The 24,520-nt window shown below is 65.7% G+C and carries 26 protein-coding genes and 1 tRNA gene; 14 read left to right on the forward strand and 13 right to left on the reverse strand.

What is annotated here, in order from left to right; all coding sequences use genetic code 11:
- Positions 1 to 18 precede the first annotated feature (18 nt).
- A complete protein-coding gene (locus EPO41_RS17215; RefSeq protein WP_296327320.1) occupies positions 19 to 408 on the forward strand; it encodes a Rid family hydrolase in 390 nt (129 codons plus the stop codon).
- Here EPO41_RS17215 and EPO41_RS17220 read toward each other — a convergent pair whose 3' ends face one another.
- The 3 genes from EPO41_RS17220 to EPO41_RS17230 are packed head-to-tail and all read right to left on the reverse strand — an operon-like array spanning position 409 to position 2,906.
- The gene (locus EPO41_RS17220; protein ID WP_296327324.1) at positions 409 to 1,176 is read right to left on the reverse strand and encodes a C13 family peptidase; all 768 of its coding nucleotides are present in this window, start codon (positions 1,174 to 1,176) and stop codon (positions 409 to 411) included.
- 24 nt (positions 1,177 to 1,200) lie between these two features.
- On the reverse strand, positions 1,201 to 1,863 hold the full coding sequence (locus EPO41_RS17225) for a TetR/AcrR family transcriptional regulator (protein ID WP_296327327.1): 663 nt from the start codon (positions 1,861 to 1,863) through the stop codon (positions 1,201 to 1,203).
- Positions 1,860 to 2,906, reverse strand: a complete 1,047-nt coding sequence (locus EPO41_RS17230; RefSeq protein WP_296327690.1) for a phosphotransferase family protein — start codon at positions 2,904 to 2,906, stop codon at positions 1,860 to 1,862. The genes EPO41_RS17225 and EPO41_RS17230 overlap by 4 nt, the downstream gene beginning before the upstream one ends.
- Before the next feature lie 124 nt (positions 2,907 to 3,030).
- Here EPO41_RS17230 and EPO41_RS17235 point away from each other — a divergent pair, with 124 nt between their 5' ends.
- From EPO41_RS17235 to EPO41_RS17280, 10 genes are all read left to right on the forward strand, one after another.
- Positions 3,031 to 3,846: a sulfite exporter TauE/SafE family protein gene (locus EPO41_RS17235; protein ID WP_296327329.1), complete on the forward strand. Its 816-nt coding sequence runs from the start codon at positions 3,031 to 3,033 to the stop codon at positions 3,844 to 3,846.
- 125 nt (positions 3,847 to 3,971) lie between these two features.
- Complete coding sequence (locus tag EPO41_RS17240) at positions 3,972 to 4,421, forward strand: tripartite tricarboxylate transporter TctB family protein (protein WP_296327331.1); 450 nt, start codon at positions 3,972 to 3,974, stop codon at positions 4,419 to 4,421.
- Between the two features lies 1 nt (position 4,422).
- Entirely contained in the window at positions 4,423 to 5,931 is a 1,509-nt protein-coding gene (locus EPO41_RS17245; protein WP_296327334.1) for a tripartite tricarboxylate transporter permease, read from the forward strand.
- 32 nt (positions 5,932 to 5,963) lie between these two features.
- Positions 5,964 to 6,920: a hydroxymethylglutaryl-CoA lyase gene (locus tag EPO41_RS17250; RefSeq protein WP_296327337.1), complete on the forward strand. Its 957-nt coding sequence runs from the start codon at positions 5,964 to 5,966 to the stop codon at positions 6,918 to 6,920.
- Entirely contained in the window at positions 6,917 to 7,273 is a 357-nt protein-coding gene (locus EPO41_RS17255; protein ID WP_296327340.1) for a cupin domain-containing protein, read from the forward strand. The genes EPO41_RS17250 and EPO41_RS17255 overlap by 4 nt, the downstream gene beginning before the upstream one ends.
- Positions 7,274 to 7,350: 77 nt before the next feature.
- On the forward strand, positions 7,351 to 8,535 hold the full coding sequence (locus EPO41_RS17260; protein ID WP_296327343.1) for a CoA transferase: 1,185 nt from the start codon (positions 7,351 to 7,353) through the stop codon (positions 8,533 to 8,535).
- 52 nt (positions 8,536 to 8,587) lie between these two features.
- A complete protein-coding gene (locus tag EPO41_RS17265; protein WP_296327346.1) occupies positions 8,588 to 9,295 on the forward strand; it encodes a DUF6134 family protein in 708 nt (235 codons plus the stop codon).
- The gene (locus EPO41_RS17270; protein ID WP_296327349.1) at positions 9,292 to 9,675 is read left to right on the forward strand and encodes a hypothetical protein; all 384 of its coding nucleotides are present in this window, start codon (positions 9,292 to 9,294) and stop codon (positions 9,673 to 9,675) included. Before EPO41_RS17265 ends, EPO41_RS17270 begins: the two co-directional genes overlap by 4 nt.
- 1 nt (position 9,676) lies before the next feature.
- On the forward strand, positions 9,677 to 10,531 hold the full coding sequence (locus EPO41_RS17275) for an alpha/beta hydrolase (protein ID WP_296327351.1): 855 nt from the start codon (positions 9,677 to 9,679) through the stop codon (positions 10,529 to 10,531).
- 147 nt (positions 10,532 to 10,678) lie between these two features.
- Positions 10,679 to 11,962 carry a transposase gene (locus tag EPO41_RS17280; protein WP_296327352.1) on the forward strand — a complete coding sequence of 428 codons (1,284 nt, stop codon included), beginning with the start codon at positions 10,679 to 10,681 and terminating at the stop codon, positions 11,960 to 11,962.
- Positions 11,963 to 12,081: 119 nt separating this feature from the next.
- Here the strand turns inward: EPO41_RS17280 and EPO41_RS17285 are convergent, their stop codons facing one another.
- From EPO41_RS17285 to EPO41_RS17315, 7 genes are all read right to left on the reverse strand, one after another.
- Entirely contained in the window at positions 12,082 to 12,714 is a 633-nt protein-coding gene (locus tag EPO41_RS17285; RefSeq protein ID WP_296327355.1) for a LysE family translocator, read from the reverse strand.
- Complete coding sequence (locus EPO41_RS17290) at positions 12,714 to 13,184, reverse strand: DUF3237 domain-containing protein (protein WP_296327358.1); 471 nt, start codon at positions 13,182 to 13,184, stop codon at positions 12,714 to 12,716. The genes EPO41_RS17285 and EPO41_RS17290 overlap by 1 nt, the downstream gene beginning before the upstream one ends.
- A gap of 22 nt (positions 13,185 to 13,206) precedes the next feature.
- Positions 13,207 to 14,820: a class I adenylate-forming enzyme family protein gene (locus EPO41_RS17295; protein ID WP_296327361.1), complete on the reverse strand. Its 1,614-nt coding sequence runs from the start codon at positions 14,818 to 14,820 to the stop codon at positions 13,207 to 13,209.
- A gap of 10 nt (positions 14,821 to 14,830) precedes the next feature.
- Positions 14,831 to 15,238, reverse strand: coding sequence for a rhodanese-like domain-containing protein (locus EPO41_RS17300; protein ID WP_296327364.1), 408 nt, complete (start codon positions 15,236 to 15,238; stop codon positions 14,831 to 14,833).
- Positions 15,239 to 15,330: 92 nt separating this feature from the next.
- Positions 15,331 to 17,379, reverse strand: a complete 2,049-nt coding sequence (locus tag EPO41_RS17305; RefSeq protein WP_296327368.1) for an NAD(+) synthase — start codon at positions 17,377 to 17,379, stop codon at positions 15,331 to 15,333.
- A gap of 121 nt (positions 17,380 to 17,500) precedes the next feature.
- Positions 17,501 to 17,668, reverse strand: a complete 168-nt coding sequence (locus tag EPO41_RS17310; protein ID WP_296327371.1) for a lasso RiPP family leader peptide-containing protein — start codon at positions 17,666 to 17,668, stop codon at positions 17,501 to 17,503.
- Between the two features lie 154 nt (positions 17,669 to 17,822).
- A tRNA-Val gene (locus EPO41_RS17315) sits at positions 17,823 to 17,897 on the reverse strand.
- Between the two features lie 126 nt (positions 17,898 to 18,023).
- Here EPO41_RS17315 and EPO41_RS17320 point away from each other — a divergent pair.
- The 3 genes from EPO41_RS17320 to EPO41_RS17330 all read left to right on the forward strand — a co-directional run bounded on the left by EPO41_RS17320 (position 18,024) and on the right by EPO41_RS17330 (position 22,251).
- Positions 18,024 to 18,929, forward strand: coding sequence for an N-formylglutamate amidohydrolase (locus tag EPO41_RS17320; RefSeq protein ID WP_296327373.1), 906 nt, complete (start codon positions 18,024 to 18,026; stop codon positions 18,927 to 18,929).
- A gap of 353 nt (positions 18,930 to 19,282) precedes the next feature.
- Positions 19,283 to 20,782, forward strand: coding sequence for a M81 family metallopeptidase (locus EPO41_RS17325; RefSeq protein ID WP_296327375.1), 1,500 nt, complete (start codon positions 19,283 to 19,285; stop codon positions 20,780 to 20,782).
- 8 nt (positions 20,783 to 20,790) lie between these two features.
- On the forward strand, positions 20,791 to 22,251 hold the full coding sequence (locus EPO41_RS17330) for a D-aminoacylase (protein ID WP_296327377.1): 1,461 nt from the start codon (positions 20,791 to 20,793) through the stop codon (positions 22,249 to 22,251).
- A gap of 53 nt (positions 22,252 to 22,304) precedes the next feature.
- Here the strand turns inward: EPO41_RS17330 and dksA are convergent, their stop codons facing one another.
- From dksA to EPO41_RS17345, 3 genes are all read right to left on the reverse strand, one after another.
- Positions 22,305 to 22,730, reverse strand: a complete 426-nt coding sequence (gene dksA, locus EPO41_RS17335) for an RNA polymerase-binding protein DksA (RefSeq protein ID WP_296327380.1) — start codon at positions 22,728 to 22,730, stop codon at positions 22,305 to 22,307.
- 191 nt (positions 22,731 to 22,921) lie between these two features.
- Positions 22,922 to 23,695, reverse strand: a complete 774-nt coding sequence (locus tag EPO41_RS17340; protein WP_296327382.1) for a DNA-binding domain-containing protein — start codon at positions 23,693 to 23,695, stop codon at positions 22,922 to 22,924.
- Complete coding sequence (locus EPO41_RS17345; protein ID WP_296327384.1) at positions 23,679 to 24,518, reverse strand: DUF692 domain-containing protein; 840 nt, start codon at positions 24,516 to 24,518, stop codon at positions 23,679 to 23,681. Before EPO41_RS17345 ends, EPO41_RS17340 begins: the two co-directional genes overlap by 17 nt.
- Positions 24,519 to 24,520: the final 2 nt, after the last annotated feature.

Consider the following 24,520-nt stretch of genomic DNA (forward strand, 5'->3'; position numbering starts at 1 on the left):
GAGCAAGGGAGAGAAACGATGACCAGGCGCAAAAGCGTCAACTATCCCGGGTACAGCCACCAGAATCCGATTCCCAATGCCAGCCGCATCGGCAACATCGTGATGTCGAGCATCATGAACGGCACCGAGCCCGGCACGCGCAACGTCCCGCCCGACCTCGCAGCGCAGGTCACCAACATCTTCAAACACATCAGGCTCTGCATAGACGCGGCCGGCGGCTCGCCCGACGACATCATCAAGATCAATTTCTGGATGAAACAGCCCTCGACCGGCCGCGCGGCGCTGAACGACGAATGGGTGAAGATGTTTCCAGACGAGGCGTCGCGCCCGGCGCGCCACACGCTGCAGCTCTCGGGCGACAGCCCGCACCAGGTGACGTGCGACTTCACCGCCGTGATCGGCGGCTAGTTAGCGGCCGGGAAGCCTGAGATTGGCGGCTGCGGATCCCACGAAGATCTGCGGCTGCGAGGACGTGCGGATGCCCATGCTCTTCTCGAGACCGAGCACACAGGTCCGCGTGGCCTGGGCGAGCTGGCCCCAGGTCGAGGCGGTGTCGAACTGCTGCAGCAGGCACTGGTCGTAGTAGGTGAAGCGGTCGCCGGCGCCGCAGCCGAAGCTGACGCGATCGGCCGCGGCAGCCGTCAGCACCACGCGGTTGGGCTGGCGCATGGCCGGCGTCAGGAAAACGCCGCTGTGGCATGCCGAGACGACGACGACCGTCGGCAGGGCGCCGCAGCCGGCGTTCAGCGCATTGTCGAGAGTACCGGGCCGGATGACGCCGTTGGCCAGCCGCAGCACGACGCCGGTTTCGTTGCCGTGGCTGGTGATGAAGGCAAGACAGGCCCCCGCGCCACCGGCATTGCGCAACGCACTGGAGACGTTGGACGCGCTGGCGACCTCGGCCGACGGGTTGCGTCCCGGATCGGAGGTGAGCATGCGGATGTCCCGCACGCCGCGCGACGACAGCTTGTCGCGCAACGCGTCGATGCCGTTGTCGAAGGATGGGCTGTTGTTGTCGCCGGCAATCAGCACGGCGCGCCAGCGCGCCGCCGGCACGTCGCCGGGCGCGGCCGCCATGGAGGTGTTCCGGCCGGCAGGCGGCGCCGCGTCGGAGTCCTGTGTGCAGGCGACGAGCGACGCCAGCAACGCGACCAGGGCAACGACGCGAATCAGCATTCTTTCCTGCTCCGGCTGCCAAACTCAGGCTTGCGGCGTGGCCCCGACGACGCGCAGCGCCATGTCGGTATAGAGCTTCGCCATCTGCTCTTCGGTGAGATCACCACCTGGACCGTACCACATTGAGACATGGGTGCACTGGTCGAGCAGCGCCATGGCGATCGCCTTCAGATCGTGCTTTCCCTCGACGCGCGGCGGATCGAACACGCCGCGCTCGACCCCGTGCCTGAGGATGGTCACGACGATGTCACGAATGGCGCGGCGGCTGCGGCGGATATCGGCCACGCGCGCGGCGTCCAGCCAGCCGATCTCGCGGTTGGCGACCAGCGCCTCGATGCGCAGCCGGCAGTGGCGCATGACATAGACCCGGACGAAGGCCGCGAGCTCTGCGCGTGGATCGCCGCCCGCTCCCGCCACCGCCTGCTGGCAGAGCCGCTCCAACTCGCCCTGGGTCGAGGCGATGATGTCGTGCAGCAGCTCGTCCTTCGACTTGAAGTGATTGTAGAGCGCGCCCTGCGTCAGTCCGCAGGCCTTCATGATGTCGCGCACCGTGACGACCGGATAGCCGCGCTCGGCAAACTGGGCGAAGGCCGCAGCGCGGATCGCCTCGACCGGCGGACGCGCTTCACGTTCCGCCACGACTGTCGTCTGCTCGTCGTCGGCCAGAACCGTCTTGCGCTTGCTCATCGCGAGGCTCCGGACATGTCGCTCACGATTTCCCAGGCGAGGTCGGCCGCGGGCTTCACCAGCTTGCCGGACTCGGCCGCGCGCATGTTCGAGGCCGTGCCGTCGAGCGACCGCGCGTAGACGCCCTGGCGGATGCAGGACACGCGGAACAGATTGTAGGCCATGTAAAATTCCCAGAGCGCGGGCTCAGGCACGGCGCGCTTCGACAGGGTGCTGTAGTAGCCCACCATCTCAGCCTCCGTGGGAAGGCCCAGAGCGGCGAGGTCATGTCCCAGCAGCCCGCCCCAGTCCTTCGGCGTGCGCCACAGCATGCAGAGATAGGCGAGTTCGGCCAGCGGGTCGCCCAAGGTCGATATCTCCCAGTCGATGATGCCCAGCACACGCGGCTCGGTGGCGTGGAAGATCATGTTGTCGAGGCGGTAGTCGCCATGGACCAGCACCGTTTCGTCATTCGCCGGCAGGTTGGCCGGCAGCCAGTCGAACAGCCGGTCCATGGACTCGATCTTTTCGGTTTCGGAAGCCTTGTACTGTTTTCCCCAGCGCGAGATCTGGCGGGCCACGTAGCTGCCAGGGCGGCCGAAATCGGCGAGGCCGAGGGCGGCATAGTCGACCCGGTGGAGCCGGGCAAGCGCCTCGAACTTGGCCTGGTAGATGTCCCGCCGGCCCTCTTTCGGGACGTCCGGCAGCAGCGGATCCCACAGCACGCGCCCGTCACAATACTCCATTATATAGAAAGGCGTGCCCACGACGCTCTCGTCTTCGCTGAGCGCGTAGGCCCGCGGGGTCGGCACGTCGGTACGATTGAGGGCCGAGATCACCCGGAACTCGCGGTCGACCGCGTGAGCCGAGGGCAGCAGCTTGCCGGGCGGCTTGCGGCGCAGGACGTAGCGGCGGCCGGCGCCGTCGGTCAGCCGGTAGGTCGGGTTGGACTGGCCTCCCTTGAACTGCTCGGCGCGGACCGGCGGCACGAAGCCCTCGACGTTGCCGGCCATGAAACGGCCGAGCGATTGCTCGTCGAACCGGTGCTTTTCCTGCACCGCCATCGTGCCGATATAGTCCTCGCCCCGCCGTGACACCCGAAAGCCTCCTGAACGACCGTTCATATTGGCCAGGAGTTTGCTCGCCCGGCGGAGCGCATGCAATATCGACCAACGGGGACATTGACGCGTGGAAACGCTCGTTTCGGCCTACCCGCCGGCTGCCTGGGCGGCACTGCTTGGGACGGGCATTCTCATCGGCCTGCTGGCCGGGCTTCTGGGCGTCGGCGGCGGCATCGTCGCCGTCCCGATCCTGCTGGAAATCTTCGAATTCATGGGTATTTCGAGTTCGCTCGCGGTGTCGCTGGCGGTCGGTACGGCCCAGGCCAGTATCCTCATCGCCTCGACCACGGCCGCTGCCGCCCATTGGCGGGCCGGCACGATAGACCGCGAGCTGGTCCGGTCCTGGCTGCCGGCCCTGATGGTCGGGGCCATCATCGGATTGGCCTTGGGACCCCTGGCGCCGTCGCACGTGCTCACCAGCCTGTTCGCGGCGGTCGCTGCCGCCCTGGCCGTCAAGATGGCGGCAGGTGACCGCCTCATTATTGGGCATCGTCAGCCTCAGGGGCCGCTTGCCCACGTGCCTCCGACGCTGGTTGGCGGGCTGGCCGCAGCGGTGGGCGTGGGTGGCGGGACATTGAGCACGCCCGTGCTGACGCTCTTCTCATTTTCCATCAAGCGCGCGATCGGTGCGGGCGCGCTGTTCAATCTCGTGATCGCGGTGCCTGCGACCCTCGTTTTCCTGTCAATGGATCTGGACACGCCGGGCCGGCCGGCCGATGCGCTAGGCGATGTCGCCCTGTTTTGCGTTGCGACCCTCTCGCTTCCGGCGCTCTTTGTCGCGCCGATCGCGGCGCGGTGGTCATCACGCGCGCCCGTCTCTGTGCTGCGGCGCTTGTTTGCGCTTTGCCTGGCCGTAATCGCAGTCCGTCTGCTGCTTAGATAGTGCACTTAGCACTTGTATTGAACTTGGCTCTTGGGCAAAGCGGCCGAATTGTGTTTAGCTGTCCGCGGCCCAGGGGTTCGGGCCCAACAGCACATTGAAGACTACGCGTTTCTGGGGAGGCATCGTTGAATCGATTCCTGAGCAAGGACTTCCTGTCCGGGCTGATGTTCATTGGCTTCGGATTGGTCGCACTCTATTTCGGGCAGAAACTCGCCCTCGGCACGCCCGTGCGCATGGGGCCGGGCTACGTGCCGCGGATGCTCTCATTGACGTTGTTGGGGCTGGGAGTGTTGGTCTGCATCATTGCCGTCGTAAGCGGCAGCGAGCCGGTCGAACGGCCGAAATGGAAGCCGATCACTCTGGTGACCCTCGGGATCATCTGCTTCGGGCTGCTGTTCGAGCGGGCCGGACTGATTCCGGCCCTTGTCGTCCTGATCATGGTCGCCTCGCTCGCGGGTGAGGAATTCAAGCTCACGGAGGTGATCGGCAACATCGTCGTCCTCTCCGTCCTCTGCACGCTCGTCTTCAAGGTCGGGTTAGGCATGAATATCTACATCCTGCGCGGAGTCTGGTGAGATGGAACTGCTCGACAATCTCGCACTGGGCTTCAGCGTCGCCTTCTCCTTCCAGAATCTGACCTACGCGTTGCTGGGCTGTCTGCTCGGCACGCTGATCGGCGTTCTTCCCGGTATCGGCCCGGTGGCGACCATCGCCATGCTGCTGCCGATCACCTTCCACCTGCCGCCGACGGCCTCGCTGATCATGCTGGCCGGCATCTACTACGGCGCGGCCTATGGCGGTTCGACGACCTCGATCCTGGTCAACCTGCCGGGCGAGGCCTCCTCGGTCGTGACCTGCCTCGACGGCTACCAGATGGCGCGCAACGGGCGTGCCGGTGCAGCGCTGTCGATCTCCGCCGTCGGCTCCTTCTTCGCCGGCACCGTCGGCACGATCATCATCGTGCTGTTCGCGGAACCGCTGACGCGCATGGCGCAGAAGTTCGGCCCGGCTGATTATTGCTCGCTGATGGCGCTCGGCCTGGTGGCGGCTGTCATCCTGGCCAGCGGCTCGGTGGTCAAGGCGATCGCCATGATCTTCCTCGGCCTGCTGTTCGGCCTGGTCGGCACCGACGTGAACACCGGCGCCCAGCGCTTCACCTTCGACATTCCGGAGCTGAGCGACGGCATCGACTTCGCGCCGATCGCCATGGGCCTGTTCGGCATCGCCGAGATCGTGGTGAACTTGGAGAGACATCTCACGCGCACCGGCGGCACCATCAAGGTGACGTCGTTGTGGCCGACCATGGAGGAAGTCCGGCGGGCCGTTCCGGCGGCCCTGCGCGGCACCTTCCTCGGCGCGGCGCTGGGCGTGCTGCCGGGCGGCGGCCCGACCCTGGGCGCCTTCTCGTCCTATACGCTCGAGAAGAAGATCTCGAAGAACCCCGGCCAGTTCGGCAAGGGCGCGGTCGAGGGCGTCGCGGCGCCGGAGGCGGCGAACAATGCCGCCGCCCAGACCTCGTTCATCCCGATGCTGACGCTGGGCATCCCGTCCAACGCCGTGATGGCGCTGATGGTGGGCGCCATGATCATCCAGGGCATCCAGCCGGGCCCCGAGGTCATGACCAAGAAGCCGGACCTCTTCTGGGGCATGATCGCCTCGATGTGGATCGGCAACGCCATGCTGGTGATCATCAACCTGCCGATGATCGGCATCTGGGTGAAGCTGCTGACCGTGCCCTATCGCTTCCTGGCACCCGCAATCCTGCTGTTCTGCTGCATCGGCGCCTACAGCCTGCAGAACAGCACGTTCCACGTCATGCAGGTCGCGATCTTCGGCGTGCTGGGCTACGTGTTCGTCAAACTGGGCTGCGAAGGGGCGCCGTTCCTTCTGGGCCTCGTGCTGGGACCGCAGATGGAGGAATACTTCCGGCGCGCCATGCTGCTTTCGCGCGGCGACGCCATGGTCTTCCTCCAGCGTCCGATCAGCCTGGGCCTGCTCATCACGACGGCAGTGCTGCTGTTGCTGATGGCCTTGCCAAGCTTCAAGAGGGCGCGCAAGGAAGCATTCGTGGAAGAGGAGGGCTAAGGCCCCTCCTCCAATAGATCCGGAGGAAGACCATGTCGGACCTGCCCAAGCGCGTGACCATCGACGAGGAGGGTCCTCGCGAGGGCTTCCAGTCCGAGAAGAAGATGATCCCGGTGGCCGACAAGGTCCGTCTCATCGAGGCGCTGGCGGACACCGGGTTGAAGCGCATCGCCTGCGTTTCCTATGTCAACCCGAAGCGCGTGCCGACCATGGCCGACGCCGAGGAAGTGGCCTCCAGGATCGATCGCAAGCCCGGCGTGCAATACAGCGCGCTGTGGCTGAACCAGCAGGGCCTCGAGCGCGCGCTTCGGGGCCCCCTGCATGTCGACGGCGGCGTCCGTGTCACCGCCTCCGACACCTTCTCCCGCAAGAACATCGGCAAGTCGGTGCCCGACGCCATGGTCGAGCAGCGTATGTCGCTCAAGACCTTCAAGGACCGCGGGATGCCGGTCGAATGGGGCGTCATCCTGGGCGCGTTCGGCTGCAACTACGAGGGCGAGCTGTCGACCGAGCTGATCCTGCAGCGCGTGCAGCTGGCGCTCGACGAGGCCGAGCTGGCCGGCTTCAAGCTGAAGGGCATCAAGCTCACCGACGCGATGGGCTGGGCCACCCCCGCCTCCGTCGAACGGCTGATCGGCGCCGTGCGCTCGAAATGGCCCGATCTCGAGATCGCGCTGCACCTCCATGACACGCGCGGCACCGGCGCGGCGGCTGCCTATGCCGGCCTGCGCCTGGGTGTCACCCGGTTCGACGCCTCGGTCGCGGGCCTGGGCGGTTGTCCCTTCGCCGCGACCGACGGCGCCGCCGGCAACATCTGCACCGAGGACTTCGCCTTCATGTGCGAGGAGATGGGCGTGGAGACCGGCCTCGACATCGACCGCCTGATCGAAGTTGCCAAGCTGGCCGAGGAGATCGTCGGCCGTCCCCTGCCCGGCCACGTGATGCGCGGCGGCACGTTGAAGGCGGCACGTCGCAGGGTCGCGGCATGAACGCCGAGACCCTGACCGGCCTCGCCCCGGACTCCACTTATGTCGACGTGAAGGACGTCCCGTGGCAGCCGACGCGCTTCCCCGGGATCGACTGGAAGATCCTGATGGAGCAGAGGGAGACCGGCCTCTCGACCGTACTGATGCGCTGGGCGCCCGGCGCCCGCCTGCCGAAACACGAACATGTCGCGATCGAACAGACCTACGTGCTCGAAGGTTCCTTTGCCGATCATGCCGGCGTCTGCCGGGCCGGCAACTATGTCTGGCGGCGGGCCGGCAGCCGCCACGATGCCTGGACCGACGAAGGCTGCCTCATGCTGGCCGTCTTCCTGAAGCCCAACACCTTCTTCGATTAGAACCGGTCCGCGACCTCTGCTAATGCTCCCCACAGCAGCCCGCCCCGTCGAGGCAGGCGCCAGGGAGGCAGAGGCATATGTCAGGCGTTCTGGAAGGCATCCGCGTACTCGATTTCGGCCGCTACATCGCCGGTCCGTTCTGCGGCACGATGCTGGCCGATCTCGGCGCCGAGGTGATCCGCGTCGAGAAGCTCGAGGGCAGCGAGGATCGCTGGGTGACTCCGGTCGTCGAGGGCGGTGAAGGCGCCATGTTCCTCCAGATGGGGCGAAACAAGCTCGGCCTCACCCTGAATCCGATGAAGCCCGAGGGCCGCGAGATCGTGAAGAAGCTGGTCGCGACGTCCGACGTGGTGATCGCCAATCTGCCCTACGAAGACCTGCAGAAGATGGGCATCGACTACGAGAGCCTCTCCGCCATCAATCCCCGGATCATCCTCGCCACCACCTCGACCTTCGGCTCGGAAGGCCCCTACAAGACGCGCGTCGGCTTCGACACGATCGGCCAAGCGATGTCGGGCGCCATGTTCCTGTCGGGCGACGGCGACACGCCGACCCGCATGAACGCCCCGTTCGTCGATTTCGGCACGGCCCTCCTCAACACCGTGGGTGTGCTGGCCGCCCTCATGGAGCGCACCAGGAGCGGCAAGGGCCAGAAGGTCGAGACCGCCCTGCTGCGGACGGCCATCAACATCACCAATGGCCACCTCATCGAGCAGGCGATGCTCAACCTCAACCGCATCGCCACCCTCAATCGTGGCTTTACCGCGGGACCGTCCGACACCTTCAAGTGCAAGGACGGCTGGATCTACGCCATGACCATCGGCCAGCCGCTGTTCGTGCGCTGGTGCCGGCTGATGGGCGACGAGAGCCTGGCCGCCGATCCGCGCTTCAAGGACGATCTCGCCCGCGGCGACAATGGCGAGGCGCTGTCGGCCATCATGCAGAAGTGGTGCGATACCAGGACCGTCGCCGAGGCGCTGGCGGCCCTCGAGGCCAACCGCATCCCGGCCGGCCCGGTCTACACGCCGCAGCAGACGCTCGACGACCGGCACGTCCAGGAAGCCGGCTTCTTCCATTCGATGGACTATCCCGGCGCCAGGATGGGCGTGCCGGTGCTGCAGGAGCCGGTGAAGCTCTCCCGGACCCCCCTCACCATCCGCCGCCGCGCGCCGACACTGGGCGAGCATACGGAACAGATCTTGCAGGAACTGGGCTATGATCCGGCCGTTATCGCCAAATTGAGGGCCGACCGGATCGTCTGAGGGGCTGATCCGGTGGCTCCAAAAGGCGTATAAGGGACCGGGAGCCTCGCTGATGCGTCGTCGTCTGATCCTTGCGCTGTCGATCATGGGCTGCGGCTCGGCCGCCGCCCAGGCCACTTCGGATTTCCCTTACGGTCCCAACCACGTCTTCGCCGCCTTCCGCAACGGCGAGAAGATCGGCACGCATTCCCTGAGCTTCCAGCAGAACGGCGACAAGCGCACCGTCACCACGTCGATCGACTTCGCGGTGAAGGCGATGGGCTTCGTCATGTATCGCTACAATCATCGCGGCCAGGAAATCTGGAACGGCAACACTTTCGAGTCGATCGCCACCCAGACCGACGACAACGGCACCAGGTACACGCTCAAGGCCAGACATGAGCCAGGTGGAGTGTCCGTCGTGCGCGAGGGCGATGGCGCCGGCCCCAGGGTCGCCGCCAATGATGCGGGCTTCCAGCAGGGCATGGCCAAACAGGTCACCCTGCCGGCCAACACGCTGCCGACGACGCATTGGAACCTGAACCAGGTGAAGCAGTCGGCCATCCTCAACACCCAGAACGGTGCGCTGGCGAAAATCCGGGTCACGCCGCGGGGCCGCGAGACCATCAAAACCGCCAGCGGAAAGTCCCTCGAGGCGACGCGCTATTCCTATTCGGGCGATGTCGAGATGGACCAGTGGTTCGACGACCGGGGCCGCTGGGTGAAGGCTTCTTTCAAGGCTTCCGACGGATCGACGATCGAGTACATACTGCAGGAATGACCCCTGCAGATCGTTTCGCGAAGCTGCCCGCTCTCCTCGCCGACGATGCCGACCTGCTGCGTCGCGGCCGCTGGCTGACCGTCGAGTGCAGGATCGACATCGGAGCCGAGCCTTTCCATCTGACGCTAGAGGACGGCGTCCTCGCCTCCCTCGAGCGCGGGCCGCGCCTCATGCGATCCACCGCCTTCACCGTACGCGGCACGGAAGAGGCCTGGCGGTGCCATTGGAAAGAAATGCCCGAGCCGGGTTGGCACGACCTCTTCGCCCTCACCAAGCGTGGCGCCGCCTCGCTGGAAGGCGACCTCCGGCCGCTGCTGCAGAACCTGCAGTACTTCAAGGATCTCCTGGCGCTGCCGCGCCGCCTGCCGGAGGCCTCCTGACATGGCGCCCGTTCTCGACCCCATGGTCGGTCGCTACGTGCGGCTCGACATCGACGGCACGCCTCATCGCATTTATTTCGAAGAAGCGGGACAAGGGATTCCCCTCGTCTGCCTGCACACCGCCGGCGCCGACAATCGACAGTTCCGTCATCTGCTGGCCGATCCGGAGATCACGCGCCGCTACCGCGTGCTGGCCTTCGACATGCCGTGGCACGGCAAGTCGACGCCGCCCGACGGCTGGGAGAAGACCGAGTACCGACTGACCACCGCGTCCTACACGGCCGCCATTCGCGCGTTCTGCCAGGCCCTCGAACTCGACCGGCCCGTGGTGATGGGCTGCTCCATCGGTGGCCGCATCGTGCTCAACCTCGCGATCGCCCATGCCGCCGAGTTCCGGGCGCTGGTCGCCTTGGAGGCCGCCGACTTCCAGCAGCCCTGGTACGACACGGCGTGGCTGCACCGTCCCGACGTCCATGGCGGCGAAGTCTGCGCCGCGCTGATCTCCGGCCTGATCGCGCCCCAGAGCCCGCCGGTGAGCCGTCACGAGACCTTGTGGATGTACATGCAGGGCGGCCCCGGCATCTTCAAAGGCGATCTCTACTTCTACCGGGTCGATGGCGACCTGCGCGAGAAGGTGAAGACGATCGACACGAAGGTCTGCCCCCTCTTCCTGCTGACCGGCGAGTACGACTTCTCCTGCACCGCCGAGGACACGCTGCGCACGGCGGCGCAGATCCCGGGCGCACGGGTGCAGGTCATGAAGGAACTGGGCCATTTCCCGATGAGCGAGAACCCGGCCAAATTCCGGGAGTACATCCTGCCGGTGCTGGAGAAGATCGCTTCAACAAAAGGTTAGCAGTCACTGGAGCGCGCCACTCCAATGGCGCTCATGTCTTGCTGGTCGACGAAGCTTGAGCGCAACTGGAGAGGTTGTGAAGAAACCGCTGGCGATGTGGTCGGAGTTTTGATTCGCTGATCTGGAAGACGGTTCAGCGAGGCATCGATGGCCAAGGGCAGACCACCGGGATTGCGTGTTGAGACGGCAGTCCGGACGCAGATCGGGTTCCAGCAGAGCAGCCTGGACGATCTTCTGGCGCCCGATCACCGGGCCCGTCAGGTGTGGGATTACGTCGAGGAGTTGGACCTGTCGTTGTTGTACGGGCGGGTACGAACAACGGTGTCGTCGAGTGGCCGGCCCGCGATCGATCCCGCGATTTTGGTGTCGCTATGGCTGTATGCGACCCTGGAAGGGGTCGGCAGCGCGCGTCTGCTGGCCCGTCTTTGCAAGACCGACCTTGCGTGCCTGTGGCTGCTGGGCGGGGTGAGCGTGAACTACCACACGCTGTCGGACTTCCGCGGCTCGGCAGGGCCTGTGCTGGATGAGCTGCTGTCGCAGTCGCTGACCGGGCTGATCGCCTCAGGCTCGGTCGATGTGAGGGTGTTGGCGGTCGACGGCATGAAGCTGCAATCGCTGGCGAGCGGCCGTTCGTTCCGCAGTGCCGGGCGTCTGGCGGAGCTGCATCGGGCATCGGTCGAGACGGTGCGCAAGCTGCGGGCGGAGGTTGACGAGGACCCGGCGGCCTCGGAGCGGCGGATCAAGGCGCGGCGGCTGGCGGCTGCAGAGGATCGGACACGGCGCCTCGAGAAGGCTCGCCGGGCCCAGGCGAAGATCGAGAAGCGCCGCGACGAGGCGGCGGCCGGGCAGCGTCGCAAGGAGCCGCGCAAGGATGGCGGCGAGAGCCGGGCCTCGACCAGCGATCCCGACGCGCGGATCATGAAGATGGGGGATGGCAGCTTCCGGGCGGCCTACAACGTGCAGGTCAAGACCGCGGTGGGCGGCGCCCACGTCGTCGGCGTGTCGGTGACGGACCGGGGCAGCGACTACGGCCTGCTGGGCGAGGCGGTCGGGGAGGTCGAACGCCGCTATGGCGTGACACCGGACAAGCTGCTGGCGGACGGGGGTTACTTCAGCAAGGCCGACATCGAGACCCTGCATGGGCGAGGCATCGAGCTGTTCTGTCCCCTGCCGCGAAAGGGCAAAACCGATCCCGCCCTGACCAAGCGCGGCGACGGACCGGGGACCGTCGCCTGGCGGCAGCGCATGGCCGGCGAACGGGGCCAGGCCATCTATCGCAAGCGCTTCGCCACCGAGCGGCCGCACGCCCACATGAGGAACCACGGCCTCCGTCGTCTACTCGTGCGCGGCATCGACAAGGTGAAGGCCATGGTGCTCTGGCATGTCCACGCCTTCAACTTCCTCCAGACCAAACGTCTCGGCCTCGCCTGACCTCACTCAATACATAGCCTCAAGCCAGATCCTGCCTTCGACCACCCAACTCTCTGCGTTCACCTACCGCCGAAGTCCCATAACTTCACAACCTCTGGAGTTGCACGCTCCATTGATAGTCAGTGCCTCGAGTCGAACGCCAGCCTCGCGGCCAGGCCGGCGAAGACGGCGCCGAGGAAATATTGCGGCAGGCGGCGCAGGCGGCCTTGTCCGGAGAAGATGCGGCCGAGGCGGTTCGCGCCCAGGATGACGGCGCCGTTGACCACCAGCCCGATCGCGTTGAGCACGGTCGCGAGCACGAGGATCTGCAATGCCACCGAGCCCGCTTCCGGCTGAACGAACTGCGGAAACAGCGCGAGCACGAACAGTGCCATCTTCGGATTCAGGAGATTGGTCAGCAGGCCCTGACGGAACATCGTGCCGATCGCGTGACGGGCGGTGCCACCTTCCGGCGTGAGCGTCACGGCACCGGATCGCACCGTCTTCCAGGCGAGGTAGAGCAGATAGGCCGCGCCGGCGCAGCGCACGGCATCGTAGGCGTGCGGCACGATCAGGAAGAGCTGCGACAGGCCGAAGGCTGCCGCCAAGGCATGGCAATAGGTACCGGCCTGGATGCCGGCCAGGGTCGCGAAGCCCGCCGCTTTCCCCTGGCTCGCGCTGCGCGACGCGATCAGCAGCATGTCGGGGCCCGGCGTCATCGTGAGCGCGAGGGCCGCCAGCCCGAACAGAGCGAGGGTCGGGAGATCGACCATCAGAGGATCTGGAAGACTTCGTAGACCGGCCCGGTGGGGTCGCGGCGACCGGTCGAGACACAGACGATGCGGTTGAGGAAACGGTACTTTTCCGACGCCGTCTCGAACCAGGGCGTGGCGCGGAAGTAATACTGGCTGGGATCGACCTTCTCGCCCTTGTTGAGCTGCTCGATCACCCAGGCCGGGCCATGGCGCATGCCGCGATAGCTCATGTAGACGAGGTGCCCGTCGTCCGTCTTGAGCGTGAGCCGTACGTCGAGCTGCAGGATGCCGTCGCGCCGCTGCAGGATCCAGTCGCCTGCCGGCGCCGGCAGGACGATGCCGCGCAATTCCTCGCCCTCGAAGGTGCCGCCCGTGACGGTGGCGATGCGACGGCGTCCATAGGGCGTCTCGCCGACATCCGTGAAATTCGGGTCGACCTGAAGGGAGAGCGTGAAGAGATGGGTTGAACGGAGAGTCGGTTCGCTCATGCTGATCCTCGAATCTTGGCCGTCAGATCCTGGCCGTCCGGCCTTCCCAATAGGGGGCCCTGAGTTCGCGCTTCATGATCTTGCCGATGGTGCTACGCGGAAGCGAGTCGCGGAATTCAACGGCGACGAGCCGCTGCGTCTTGCTGAGCTGGCCGTTCGCCCATTCGCGCACCGCTTCTTCCGTGATGGTCGCCCCGCTGCGGCGCACGCAGAGCGCCATCGGCGATTCGCCCCACTGGTCGCTCGGCACGCCGATCACGGCGACGTCGATCACGTCGGGATGCTTCAGCAGGAGCACCTCGATATCGGCGGCATAGACGTTGAAGCCGCCCGAGATGATCATGTCCTTCTTGCGATCGAGCAGGATCAGGAACCCGTCCTCGTCGAGCTTGCCCATGTCGCCCGACTTGAAGAACAGACGGCCGTCGGCGTCGTACCAGAAGAGTTCGCGCGTCCTGTCGTCCTGCTTGTAGTAGCCCTTCATCATCATCTCGGCGCGACCGGCAATCTCGCCGACCTCACCCTGGGGCAATTCCCGGCCCTGCTCGTCGAGGATCCTGAGCTCGACGCCGAAGCCTGCCTTGCCCACCGTATGAAGCTTGTCGGGATGGAGGTTGGCTTCGAGCATGCAGCTCCCACCGCCTTCCGTCAGGCCGTAGATCTCGATCAGCCGGCCAGGCCAGCGCTTCAGGCAGTCGGCCTTGACCTGAGCCCTTAGCGGCGCGCTGGTCGAGAGCTTGGCCTTGAAGGCGCCGAGGTCGTACTTGTCGAAATCGGGATGGGCGAGGATGCGCTGGTACTGCACCGGCACCAGCATGGCATGCGTCACCCGCTCGCTCTGTGCCAGTTCGAGGAACTTCACCACGTCCGACTTGCGCATCAGGATCGAGGTGCCGCCGACGCCGACGGTCGCCAGCAGGGCGACCAGCGTCGTGTTGGAATAGAGCGGCGTCGAGACCAGCGAGATCGTGTCCGGCCCATAATCGAAGGCCGGGAAGCGCACGGGAAGCTGGCTGCGCAGCGCATGAGAATGAAGGATGCCCTTGGGCAGACCGGTCGTGCCGGAACTGTAGATGATGTTGAAATCGTCCAGCGGCTCGATCGCCGCCTCGAACGGCGCATCGCTCACCGGCGCCAGCCAGTCCTCGAAATCCTGCCAACCCGGGCGAGCGAAGTCGTAGGCGATGCGGCCACCGGTCACCAGCTTGGTCAGCCGCCCTTCGTAGGGCTCCACAAGGGCGCGGTACTGGTCCGACAGGAACAGGACCTTGGCGTCGCAATCGTCGAGCATCTTCTCGAGCGCATCGGCCGCCGCCATGGTCGAGAGCGGCACGACGCAGACGCCGGCGCGCAGACCGCCCATGAAGGTTTCGAGGTACTCGATCGAGTTGGCGGCCAGGATGGCGATCTTGTCGCCCCGGCCCAGTCCCATCTCCGACAGACGCCGTGCGATCCGGTTGATGCGGGCGTCGAAAGCCTTCCAGCTCCTCACCACCCCGTCGCACTTCACCGCCGGCTTGTCCGGATGGCTCCCGGCATGCCGCGCGACCAGTGCCGGGATCGACGTGAAATCGGGGATGTCGTCGATGACCGGCTGGGGAACGATGGGCTGGTCGGGGCTCACGGGCCGGCTCATGGGCCGCGCCCTACTTCTTGGGCTCGACCGTCTCCACCGGGCCGCCGGCCTTCTTCCAGGCGCCGAAGCCGCCTTCGAAATGGGCGACGGGCGTCAGGCCCATGTCCTGCGCCGTCTTGGTCGACAGCGCGGAGCGCCAGGCGCCGGCGCAGAAGAACACGAACTTGTTGCCGGTCTGGAAGTAATCCTTGGCGTAGGGGCTGTGGGGATCGATCCACATTTCCAGCATGCCGCGCGTCACGTTGATGGCGCCGGGAATGGTCCCGTCGCGCCACAGTTCGCGCGGATCGCGGATATCGATGAAGGTCACGCCCGGCTGGCCATGGATCTTCATCGCCTCTTCGAGCGACAACGTCTCGATCTGGCTGTTGGCCTCGTCGACCATCTGCTGGACCGTCTTCTTGATCTCAAGCGGCATCGAACCCTCCTACGCGCTTCCTTGGAGCGTCAGTAGCATTTTGGCCGCAGCACGCAAACGACGGCCCGCTCGCCGCGTGAAAATCCTCGTGGCTATTTTTCGCCGGCCTCGGGGATGGCCTTCATCTCCTCGAGCCACACGTCGGGGCTGCCGTCCGACGGCGCCCGCCAGTCGCCGCGCGGAGACAGCGAACCGCCGGACGAGATCTTCGGACCGTTGGGCAGCGCCGAGCGCTTGAACTGGTTGGTGAAGAAGCGGCGCAGGAACAGCGCCAGCCAGCTGCGGATCTCCTCCAGCGTGTAGGCGCGCCGCGTTCCTTCCGGCAGGTTGGCCGGCCAGGCGCCCCTCTCGATGTCGTGCCAGGCATTCCACGCCAGGAAGGCGATCTTCGACGGGCGATAGCCGAGCCGCGTCAGGTAGAAGAGATTGAAATCCTGCAGCGAATAGGGCCCCACGAAGCTCTCGGTCGCCTGCACCACGCCCTTCTCGCCGGCCGGGATCAGCTCGGGCGAGATCTCGGTGTTCAGGATGTCGATCAGGATGTCCGCCGTCTCCTTGCTCACGTCGCCCGAGGCGGCGACGAAGCGGATCAGATGCTGGATCAGCGTCTTGGAGACCGAGCCGTTCGGATTGTAGTGGGACATGTGATCGCCCACGCCGTAGGTGCACCAGCCAAGGCCGAGTTCGGAGAGATCGCCGGTGCCGACGACCATGCCGCGCTGCTGGTTGGCCAGGCGGAACAGATAGTCGGTGCGCAGGCCCGCCTGTACGTTCTCGAAGGTGATGTCGTAGACCTTCTCGCCCTTACCGAACGGATGGCCGATGTCGGCCAGCATCTGCGTCGCGGCCGGCTTGATGTCGATCTCGGCCGCCGTGACGCCCAGCGCCTTCATCAGCCGCCAGGCGTTGGTGTGTGTCTTGTCCGACGTGCCGAAGCCCGGCATCGTGTAGGCGAAGACGTTCTTGCGGCTGAGGCCGAGCTGATCCATCGCCCGGCAGATGACGATCAGCGCATGCGTCGAATCGAGGCCGCCCGACACGCCGATGACGGCATTCTCGGTGCGGCTCGACCGCAGGCGCTGCGCCAGCCCCTGGACCTGGATGTTGTAGGCCTCGTAGCAATTGTCGCGCAGCTTGGCGGGATCCGACGGCACGTACGGGAAGCGCTCGATGGCGCGGTCCAGCGCAACGCTGTCCTTCGGCGGATCGAAGGCGAACGGCAACGTCCGGAAGCGCTCGACCCTCTCCTTCTCCTGCAGCGCGCAATCGGCGAAGCCGTTGTAGCGCAGGCGCTCCTGGCGGATGCGGCCGACATCGACGTCGGCCTGGATCATCGTCGACTCCTTCTCGAAGCGCGACGACTCGACGAGCTGGTCGCCGAGCTCATAGATGGCGGCGTGGCCGTCCCAGGCAAGGTCGGTCGTCGACTCGCCCGGCCCCGATGCCGAATAGGCGTAGGCCGCAACCGCCCGCATGGACTGGCTGCCGCATAGAAGACGCCGCGCCTCGGCCTTGCCGATCGTGATGTTGCTGGCCGACAGGTTCACCAGAAGCTCGGCGCCCGCGAGAGCCGCGTGGCTCGACGGCGGGATCGGCACCCAAACGTCCTCGCAGATCTCGACATGGAAGGTGAGATCGACACCGGTCGCCTTGAAGAGAAGATCGGTGCCGAACGGCACGGTCTGGCCGGCCAGCTCGATCTCGCTGGCAATCACGTTGGCGCCGGAGATGAAGTGCCGCTTCTCGTAGAACTCGCGATAGTTCGGCAGGTAGGTCTTGGGCACGACGCCCAGCACCTTGCCACGATGCACGACGACGGCCGTATTGTAGAGACGGCTCGATATCCTGAGCGGCGCACCGACGATCAGCACGGGAAAGAGTCCGCGCGACGCCTCGACGACCTTGGCCACCGACCGTTCGACCTCGTCGAGCAGCGCGTCCTGCAGAAGCAGGTCCTCGATGGCGTAGGAAGACAGGCCGAGTTCGGGGAAGACCATGACCGCCGCCCGCGCCTTGTCGCCCTGGGCCGCGAGTTTCAGCGTCTCCGCCAGATTGTAGGCCGCATCGGCCACGCGGGTGCGTGGCACGCAGCAGGCCACGCGCACGAACTCGTGGGAATAGAGCGAGAAGAAATCGGACATCGGGACTCCAGCCATTCTCTACAGGTGCCCCGATGCTGGCTTCCAATCAAGGGGTGGCGAAGATGCAAAGCCTCACGGCACGGCTCGCCGTCGCCTCGCAAACAGCGATCCGCCCAGCCACCTACCAGCTTGTGCGCTTCTGATTGCCCGTCTGCTGGCCGTCTTTGTTGCCCTTGTGGCCGATGGACTGAGTCAAGTCCTTCAGGGTTCCCAAGCGCTGAAGCACGGGCGGGGAGTACGTCCTCTTGTCCGCCGTCTGCTCAAAGCGATGATCTGTATTGCCGTCCATACCGCCATACTCGTCATGAAAAAGACTGTCACGGCGCCGCAAAAATCGCAATCGAAGGCCCGCGCGAGCGCCGCCGTTGACGCAAAGTTGACGAGCGCCGGGGAGCGCGGGAGGCGCACACGGAACGCAGCTCTTCGAAAACAGAAAAAGGCGATGGTGGGCGCGACAGGGATCGAACCTGTGGCCACTGCCATGTCAAGACAGTGCTCTACCGCTGAGCTACGCGCCCATCACCTGCTGTTGCCGGGGTCCAGGACCAACCGGTAACGCGGAAGCCCGGTCGTCTACATTGCCGCAAACGGATTGGCAAGAGCGCGAGGGTGACGCGCCCCCTCCCAGCCGCTATGAGCATGGGATGGATTTTCTTCCGGTCCTGCCCGATCACGAGGCCCTGGATTGCCGGCTGCCGGCGCACCAGACGGTTCCGGTGGTCGTGGCCTCGCCGCACAGCGGCTCGATCTACCCTGCGGCCTTTCTCGAGCAGGCCGCCGTTCCGCTCGCAGCCCTTCGCCGGGCGGAAGACGCCTTCGTCGACGAGCTGTTCGCCGCCGCCCCGTCGCTCGGCATGCCGTTGCTGGCCGCCCGTTTTCCCCGCTCCTACGTCGACGCCAACCGCGAGCCCTACGAACTCGATCCAGGCATGTTCGAGGGACCACTTCCGCGACCGTTGAACCATCGCACCACCAGAGTGGCCGCCGGTCTCGGCATGATCCCGCGGGTCGCGGCCAGCGGCGAGGCGATCTACCGCGGCCGTGTCCCCTCCGACATGATCGAGCACCGGCTGGAAACCTGCTGGCGGCCCTATCACCAGACCCTGTCCCTGCTGGTGGAGCACACCTACAGCACGTTCGGCGGCGCGCTGCTGATCGATGCCCATTCGATGCCCTCCTCGGCCTCCAACCTCGGCGCGCGCGACCGCGACCAGCGGGTCGACATCGTGCTGGGAGACAATCACGGGGAAGCCTGTGCGCCGGCATTCACAGCAGCTGCGGAGCGGTGGTTTCGCGCACGCGGCCTGCGCGTCCTGCGCAACCAGCCCTACGCGGGCGGCTTCACGACCCAGCGCTACGGTCGGCCGGCGCTAGCGCGCCATACACTCCAGATCGAGATCAACCGGGCGCTCTATATGGACGAGGCCCGGCACGAGAGGCTCCCGGTCGCGGGCGTCTTCGCCCGTCTGATCACCGGCCTGCTCGAGGAAATGGGCCAGCAGGCGCACGAGACCTTGCAGTCCCCGCCGCGCCCCCTGGCCGCCGAATAAAGCTGCCGATCATTCGCCGGACCACGTTCAGACAAAAAAAAGGGGCCGTGACAAGCACGGCCCGAGTTTAGGGAGGAAACGCCCAAGACGGGCATACAGCAAACAAAGAGGCTACCGAGGTAGCGTTTGCTGCCCGCTAAGAATGGTGCACCTGCGAAGAGAATGCAAGAGCGAAAAAGAGCCCTGAATTCACATATTTAGCGTTCGTTGATGTCTGACATCGGGTGTGTTGTTTTTGCAACGCACAATAATAGTGCGATGCAGCTATGTGCTGAACGCATTGCTTCGGCAAACGCGTGGGGACGCAATTTCAGTAGGATGTTCAAAGACTTAAGCTCGGGATGGAGGGATTGTTGGCCAGGAAGTTCGTAGTCGCGATGATGATGCACGAGACCAATACGTTCTCGCCCCTGCCCACCCCCATCGAATCCTTCGCCCGGGCAGGCTCGCTGAGCGGCCCGGTCGCCATCCAGGAGGCGGAGGGCACCAACACCTCCCTGGGCGGCTTCATCGAGGTGGCCCGGAAGGCCGGCGCCGAGTTCACCGTTCCGATGGCCGCCTCCGCCCATCCGTCCGGCCTGGTCACCAAGGCCGCCTACGAGCAGATGACCACCTCCATCGTGGACGAGGTGAAGAAGGGCTGCGACGCGGTCCTACTGGCTCTCCATGGCGCCATGGTTGCCGAACACTACGATGACGGCGAAGGTGAGTTGCTCAATCGTATCCGCCGGATCGCCCCCGACGTGCCGATCGCCGTAGCGCTCGATTTCCACACCCAGATGACCGACGCCATGGTGAACGGCGCCACGATCATGACGGGCTACCGCACCTATCCTCATATCGACATGGCCGACACGGCCCGCCGGGCCGGCCGCACCCTGGTCCGCACCCTCGCCGGCGAGGTCGAGCCGAAGATGGTCTGGGGCAACCGCCCGATCATGAGCAGCTCGCTGGTCCACACGCCGTCGCGCGAGCCGATGAAGACCCTGATGGGCATGGCCAACCAGGCCGAGGATACCGGCGAGGTCCTGAATGCCTCGGTGTTCGGTGGCTTCCCGCAGGCTGACATCCCCCACCTCGCCCTCTCCTCGGTCATCGTCTGCGACAAGCGCACCGCCGAAGGCGAAATCCTGCTCAACCGCATCCTCGATACAGCCTGGGAGAAGCGCGAGGGCTTTCTGTTTCACCCGGAGCCGCTGTCGGTCCAGGTGGGGCGCGCCAAAGGGTACACCGACTATCCGGTCGTCATGGCCGACCATGGCGACAACACCGCGTCGGGCGGCACCCAGGACGTCATGAGCGTCATCGAGGAGGCCATGAAGCAGGAGCTCGACGACGCCTGCGCCGGACCGATCTGCGACCCGGCCTCAGTCGAGCAGATGATCAAGGCCGGCGTCGGCGCCGAGGTGACGCTCGAACTGGGCGGCAAGATCGACATGCCGGCCATGGGCCTCAAGGGCAAGCCGCTCAAGGTCACCGGCAAGGTGAAGGCAATTACCGACGGCCAATTCACCGTGACCGGCCCGATGGCGACTGGCACCACGGTGCGCATGGGCCGCACCGCCGTGCTCGACACCGGCAAGATGCAGATCGTGATCTCGGAGAAGCGCGCCGAACCCTACGATCTCGGCGTCTTCACCCATTGCGGCATCGATCCGCGGCGCAAGAAGTATGTGCTCATCAAGTCGCGCCAGCACTTCCGCGCCGGCTTCGAGCCGATCGCCAAGCACATCGTGATGTGTGACGGCGACGGCTGCACCGCCTCCGACCTCAAGCTGTTCAAGTACGAGCGGGTCAAGCGCCCGCTCTACCCGTTCGACCTCGACATGCGGCTCGGCCGCAACGAAGCCTAGGAGCCCACATGGCCACTTACGATATCGTCATCCGCAACGGCCAGGTGGCCGACGGAACAGGCAAGAAGCTCTTCGCCGCCGACGTGGCGGTGAAGGGCGACCGCATCGCAGCCGTCGAGGCGCCGGGCACGTTGCGCGGCGACAACGAGATCGACGCCACCGGCAAGGTCGTGGCGCCGGGCTTCATCGACGTGCACACGCATGACGACACCGCGCTGATCGACAATCCGGCCATGGCGATGAAGGCGAGCCAGGGCGTCACGACCGTGGTGTGCGGCAATTGCGGCGTCTCGGCCGCGCCGTATGTCCGGCCCGATGTCGGCCACTGGATGTCGCTGATCATCAAGAAGAAGGAAAACCTTTCGAAGGACTTCGCGTCGTTCGCGGGCAAGGTCGATGCAGCCAAGCCCGCCATCAACGGCGCCTTCCTGATCGGCCACGGCACCTTGCGCATCAACTCGATGGGCGACGACCTCAACCGCGTCGCCACCGGCGCCGAGATCAAGCAGATGCGCGAACTGCTCGACCAGAGCCTGGAACAAGGCGCGATCGGCATGTCGAGTGGCCTGTTCTATGCCGTTTCGAGCCACGCCTCGACCGATGAGGTCGCGGAGGTGGCCGCGCCGCTCGGCAGATGGGGGGGCGTCTACACCGCCCACATGCGCGACGAGGGCGACCATATCCTGAAGGCGATGGACGAGACGTTCGAGATCGGCCGTCGCGTCGGCGCCGAGATCATCGTGTCGCATCACAAGTGCTCGGGCCGCTCCAACTTCGGCCGCATGAAGGAGACCCTGCCGCACTTCAACGAGGCGATGAAGAAGCAGCAGATCTCCTTCGACGTCTATCCGTATGTCGCCGGCTCCACGATCCTGCGCAGCGACATGCTGGAACGCGCCGACAAGGTCCTCATCACATGGTCCGACAAGGTGCCGGGCATGAGCGGCCGCGATCTCAAGGAGATCGCCGAGGAGATGGGCTGCTCGATGAAGGAGGCCGCTGACCGCATCCAGCCGGCCGGCGCCATCTACTTCATGATGGACGAGAAGGACGTGCAGGCCGCGATGTCCCATCCCGGCGCCATGATCGGCTCGGACGGCATCCCGTTCGATGCCCATCCGCATCCCCGCCTGTGGGGCACCTTCCCGCGTGTGCTCGGCCACTACTCGCGTGACCTGAAGCTGTTCCCGCTGGAGGACGCGGTGCGCCGCATGACGTCCTATTCGGCGCAGCGCTTCCATCTCACCAACCGCGGCGAGGTGAAGCCCGGTTTCTATGCCGACATCTGCATCTTCGATCCGGCGACGGTGATCGACACCGCCACGTTCGAGAAGCCGATCTCGCCGGCCGCGGGCATCGACACGGTGATCTGCAACGGCGCCTTCGCGTGGCGCGACGGCAAGCCCGGCGGCGGTCAAGCCGGCCGCGCGCTCAACCGCGAGGCCATGCAGGCTGAAGCGAAGGCCTGAAGGTCTCGACGAGCGCCAAAGAAAAGGCCCGCAGAAGCGGGCCTTTTTGCTGGTCAGTCGTTGCCTTCGTCGCGGCGGGTGCGCTCCATGCGCTCGTGGCGCTCCTGCGCCTCGACCGACAGGGTGGCGATCGGCCGGGCTTCGAGACGCTTCAGCGAGATCGGCTCGCCGGTCTCTTCGCAATAGCCGTAGGTGCCTTCCTCGATCGACTTGATCGCCTGGTCGATCTTGGAGATCAGTTTGCGAAAACGGTCCCTCGTCCGCAACTCCAGCGAGCGGTCGGTCTCGGCGGTCGCACGATCGGCGAGATCGGGCTGCGCCAGACTCTCTTCCTGCATGTTCTGGAGCGTCTGATTGGATTCATCGATCAGCTCGTCCTTCCACTTCAGCAACTTCTGCCGGAAGTACTCCTGCTGCATCGGATTCATGAAAGCTTCACGTTCTGACGGCCGATAATTCTGCGGCAACGTAATCGACATCGTCGGCAACTCCACTCGAAGCCACGACAGTCCGCCCGGGAAAGGCGGACCCTTTTCGAAGCGCGCGGAGTATAGGGATGGGCTTTCGCGGAGCAAGAACGTTTCGGCGCCGCCGACCGATTCAGCCGTGCAGCGCAGCAATTACAGCGGTTGTAATAATCCCCAGATTTCGAGGCATTTGGGCATCCACGTCAGGACTCATGCTGCAATGCAGCAAATGCCTGTAAAGCAAGCAGCCGGGCAAAGGTTGTAGAGAGGTCGAAGGCCGGTTCGACCGCAAACGCGGCGTGGGCGCCCTCCTCGAGCGTCTTGCCGTCAGCGAGCGCCTCCACGAAGGCCGTCTCCGCCGGGCACAGTCTCGCAAAGGCTGCGTCCCCGGAACGGCGCAGCACGATCACCGAAGCGGGACCTTCATCCAGCGATACCCGCCCGGCCGCCGCCCCGGGCCTGGACGCCTCCCAGATCCTGTCGATCGGGTACGCCGACCGGACAAGGGTCGAGCCGGCGGCGAGGGAGACCCTCGACGCCAGCAGACCTTCGGATGGCAGGTCCGCGAGGTCGGACACGGACAGCCGGTCGCGCCAGGGCGCATGGAACGCCAGATTCAGGGCCCAGTCGAGCCGCGCCATATCGGCCAGATAGGGCAGCGAAGCGGCTGGCCCATACCTTGCAACGAAAGCCGGAAACGCCCCGCCATATTCGGCCAGCACCGGCTGCCGCGGCAGGTCCGTCGCCGCGAACGCCTTGGCCATGCCCCGGAAGAAGTCTTCCCCGACGATTGCCTGGACGGTCGAGTAGGTGGCGGCGAGAGCCGTTGCCAGGCTCTCCGCCACGTGATGGCGATGGATCCTTAGCCGCGCCGCGGCGGAGATCGTGTCGCCCATGACGGCATCGGCGAGGCTGGGCCGATCCTCGCCCTCCAGGTGTGCCGCGAAAGCCGCCTGCAGATCACGCAGCCCGAGCATCGGCCTCCACCTCGACGCCGAGCGCCCGACCCGCCCGCCGCGCCTCGTCGAGCAGCACGTCGAGAGCCGGAAGATCGGTGTCCCATTCGACCAGTGTCGGCCGCGGCCCATGGCGGCGCACGATCTCGTCGAACAGCGACCACACACCATCGGCGACCCGGCTCCCATGATCGTCGATCAGGATCGGCTCCCCGTCCGCTTCGTTCACGGTATGACCGGCGAGGTGATACTCGCCAATCGCCGACGCCGGCAGGTTCCCGAGCCACGCCTCGGGATCGAGCCGCAGATTGTGCGCCGTGACGGAGATGTTGTTGGCGTCGAGCAGCAGGCCACAGCCGCTGCGGCCGACGAGTTCGGCCAGGAATTCCGGCTCCGACAGGGTCGAATGCGCGAAGGCGAGATAGCAGGATGGATTTTCGACGAGCACCCGCCGGCGCAGCCGTTCCTGCAGCCGGTCGACATTGCGCACGACCGCCTGCAGTGCCTCCTCCGTGTAGGGCAGCGGCAGCAGGTCGTTGAAATAACGGCCGCCGGCGACGCTCCAGGAAAGATGGTCGGAGACGAGCGTCGGCTGGAGGCGATCGATCAGTGCCGCAACACGATCCAGATGTGCTTCGTCGAGGCCGTCGACGGATCCGAGGGACAGGCCGACCGCGTGAACGGAGAACTCGTAGTCCCGGCGCAGGAGTTCGACGGTTTCCAGCGCCGGGGAAGTCGCGAGATAGTTCTCGGCATGGATTTCGAGAAAGCCGGTCGCCGGACGATCGCGCGCGATTTCCGCGAGATGCGGCGAACGCAGCCCGATGCCGGCACCCGCATTCATGC

The organism is Reyranella sp., from assembly GCF_004297265.1.
GTDB lineage: Bacteria > Pseudomonadota > Alphaproteobacteria > Reyranellales > Reyranellaceae > Reyranella.

Bases quoted from the DNA above. Each gene is read 5' to 3' on its own strand.
- EPO41_RS17310 (WP_296327371.1), bottom strand. From the start codon at position 17,668: ATGGACGGCAATACAGATCATCGCTTTGAGCAGACGGCGGACAAGAGG.
- EPO41_RS17245 (WP_296327334.1), top strand. From the start codon at position 4,423: ATGGAACTGCTCGACAATCTCGCACTGGGCTTCAGCGTCGCCTTCTCC.
- EPO41_RS17220 (WP_296327324.1), bottom strand. From the start codon at position 1,176: ATGCTGATTCGCGTCGTTGCCCTGGTCGCGTTGCTGGCGTCGCTCGTC.
- EPO41_RS17295 (WP_296327361.1), bottom strand. From the start codon at position 14,820: ATGAGCCGGCCCGTGAGCCCCGACCAGCCCATCGTTCCCCAGCCGGTC.
- EPO41_RS17275 (WP_296327351.1), top strand. From the start codon at position 9,677: ATGGCGCCCGTTCTCGACCCCATGGTCGGTCGCTACGTGCGGCTCGAC.
- EPO41_RS17215 (WP_296327320.1), top strand. From the start codon at position 19: ATGACCAGGCGCAAAAGCGTCAACTATCCCGGGTACAGCCACCAGAAT.
- EPO41_RS17265 (WP_296327346.1), top strand. From the start codon at position 8,588: ATGCGTCGTCGTCTGATCCTTGCGCTGTCGATCATGGGCTGCGGCTCG.
- EPO41_RS17290 (WP_296327358.1), bottom strand. From the start codon at position 13,184: ATGAGCGAACCGACTCTCCGTTCAACCCATCTCTTCACGCTCTCCCTT.
- EPO41_RS17255 (WP_296327340.1), top strand. From the start codon at position 6,917: ATGAACGCCGAGACCCTGACCGGCCTCGCCCCGGACTCCACTTATGTC.
- EPO41_RS17285 (WP_296327355.1), bottom strand. From the start codon at position 12,714: ATGGTCGATCTCCCGACCCTCGCTCTGTTCGGGCTGGCGGCCCTCGCG.
- EPO41_RS17225 (WP_296327327.1), bottom strand. From the start codon at position 1,863: ATGAGCAAGCGCAAGACGGTTCTGGCCGACGACGAGCAGACGACAGTC.
- EPO41_RS17320 (WP_296327373.1), top strand. From the start codon at position 18,024: ATGGATTTTCTTCCGGTCCTGCCCGATCACGAGGCCCTGGATTGCCGG.
- dksA (WP_296327380.1), bottom strand. From the start codon at position 22,730: ATGTCGATTACGTTGCCGCAGAATTATCGGCCGTCAGAACGTGAAGCT.
- EPO41_RS17280 (WP_296327352.1), top strand. From the start codon at position 10,679: ATGGCCAAGGGCAGACCACCGGGATTGCGTGTTGAGACGGCAGTCCGG.
- EPO41_RS17305 (WP_296327368.1), bottom strand. From the start codon at position 17,379: ATGTCCGATTTCTTCTCGCTCTATTCCCACGAGTTCGTGCGCGTGGCC.
- EPO41_RS17300 (WP_296327364.1), bottom strand. From the start codon at position 15,238: ATGCCGCTTGAGATCAAGAAGACGGTCCAGCAGATGGTCGACGAGGCC.
- EPO41_RS17260 (WP_296327343.1), top strand. From the start codon at position 7,351: ATGTCAGGCGTTCTGGAAGGCATCCGCGTACTCGATTTCGGCCGCTAC.
- EPO41_RS17270 (WP_296327349.1), top strand. From the start codon at position 9,292: ATGACCCCTGCAGATCGTTTCGCGAAGCTGCCCGCTCTCCTCGCCGAC.
- EPO41_RS17340 (WP_296327382.1), bottom strand. From the start codon at position 23,695: ATGCTCGGGCTGCGTGATCTGCAGGCGGCTTTCGCGGCACACCTGGAG.
- EPO41_RS17230 (WP_296327690.1), bottom strand. From the start codon at position 2,906: ATGGCGGTGCAGGAAAAGCACCGGTTCGACGAGCAATCGCTCGGCCGT.
- EPO41_RS17250 (WP_296327337.1), top strand. From the start codon at position 5,964: ATGTCGGACCTGCCCAAGCGCGTGACCATCGACGAGGAGGGTCCTCGC.
- EPO41_RS17345 (WP_296327384.1), bottom strand. From the start codon at position 24,518: ATGAATGCGGGTGCCGGCATCGGGCTGCGTTCGCCGCATCTCGCGGAA.
- EPO41_RS17330 (WP_296327377.1), top strand. From the start codon at position 20,791: ATGGCCACTTACGATATCGTCATCCGCAACGGCCAGGTGGCCGACGGA.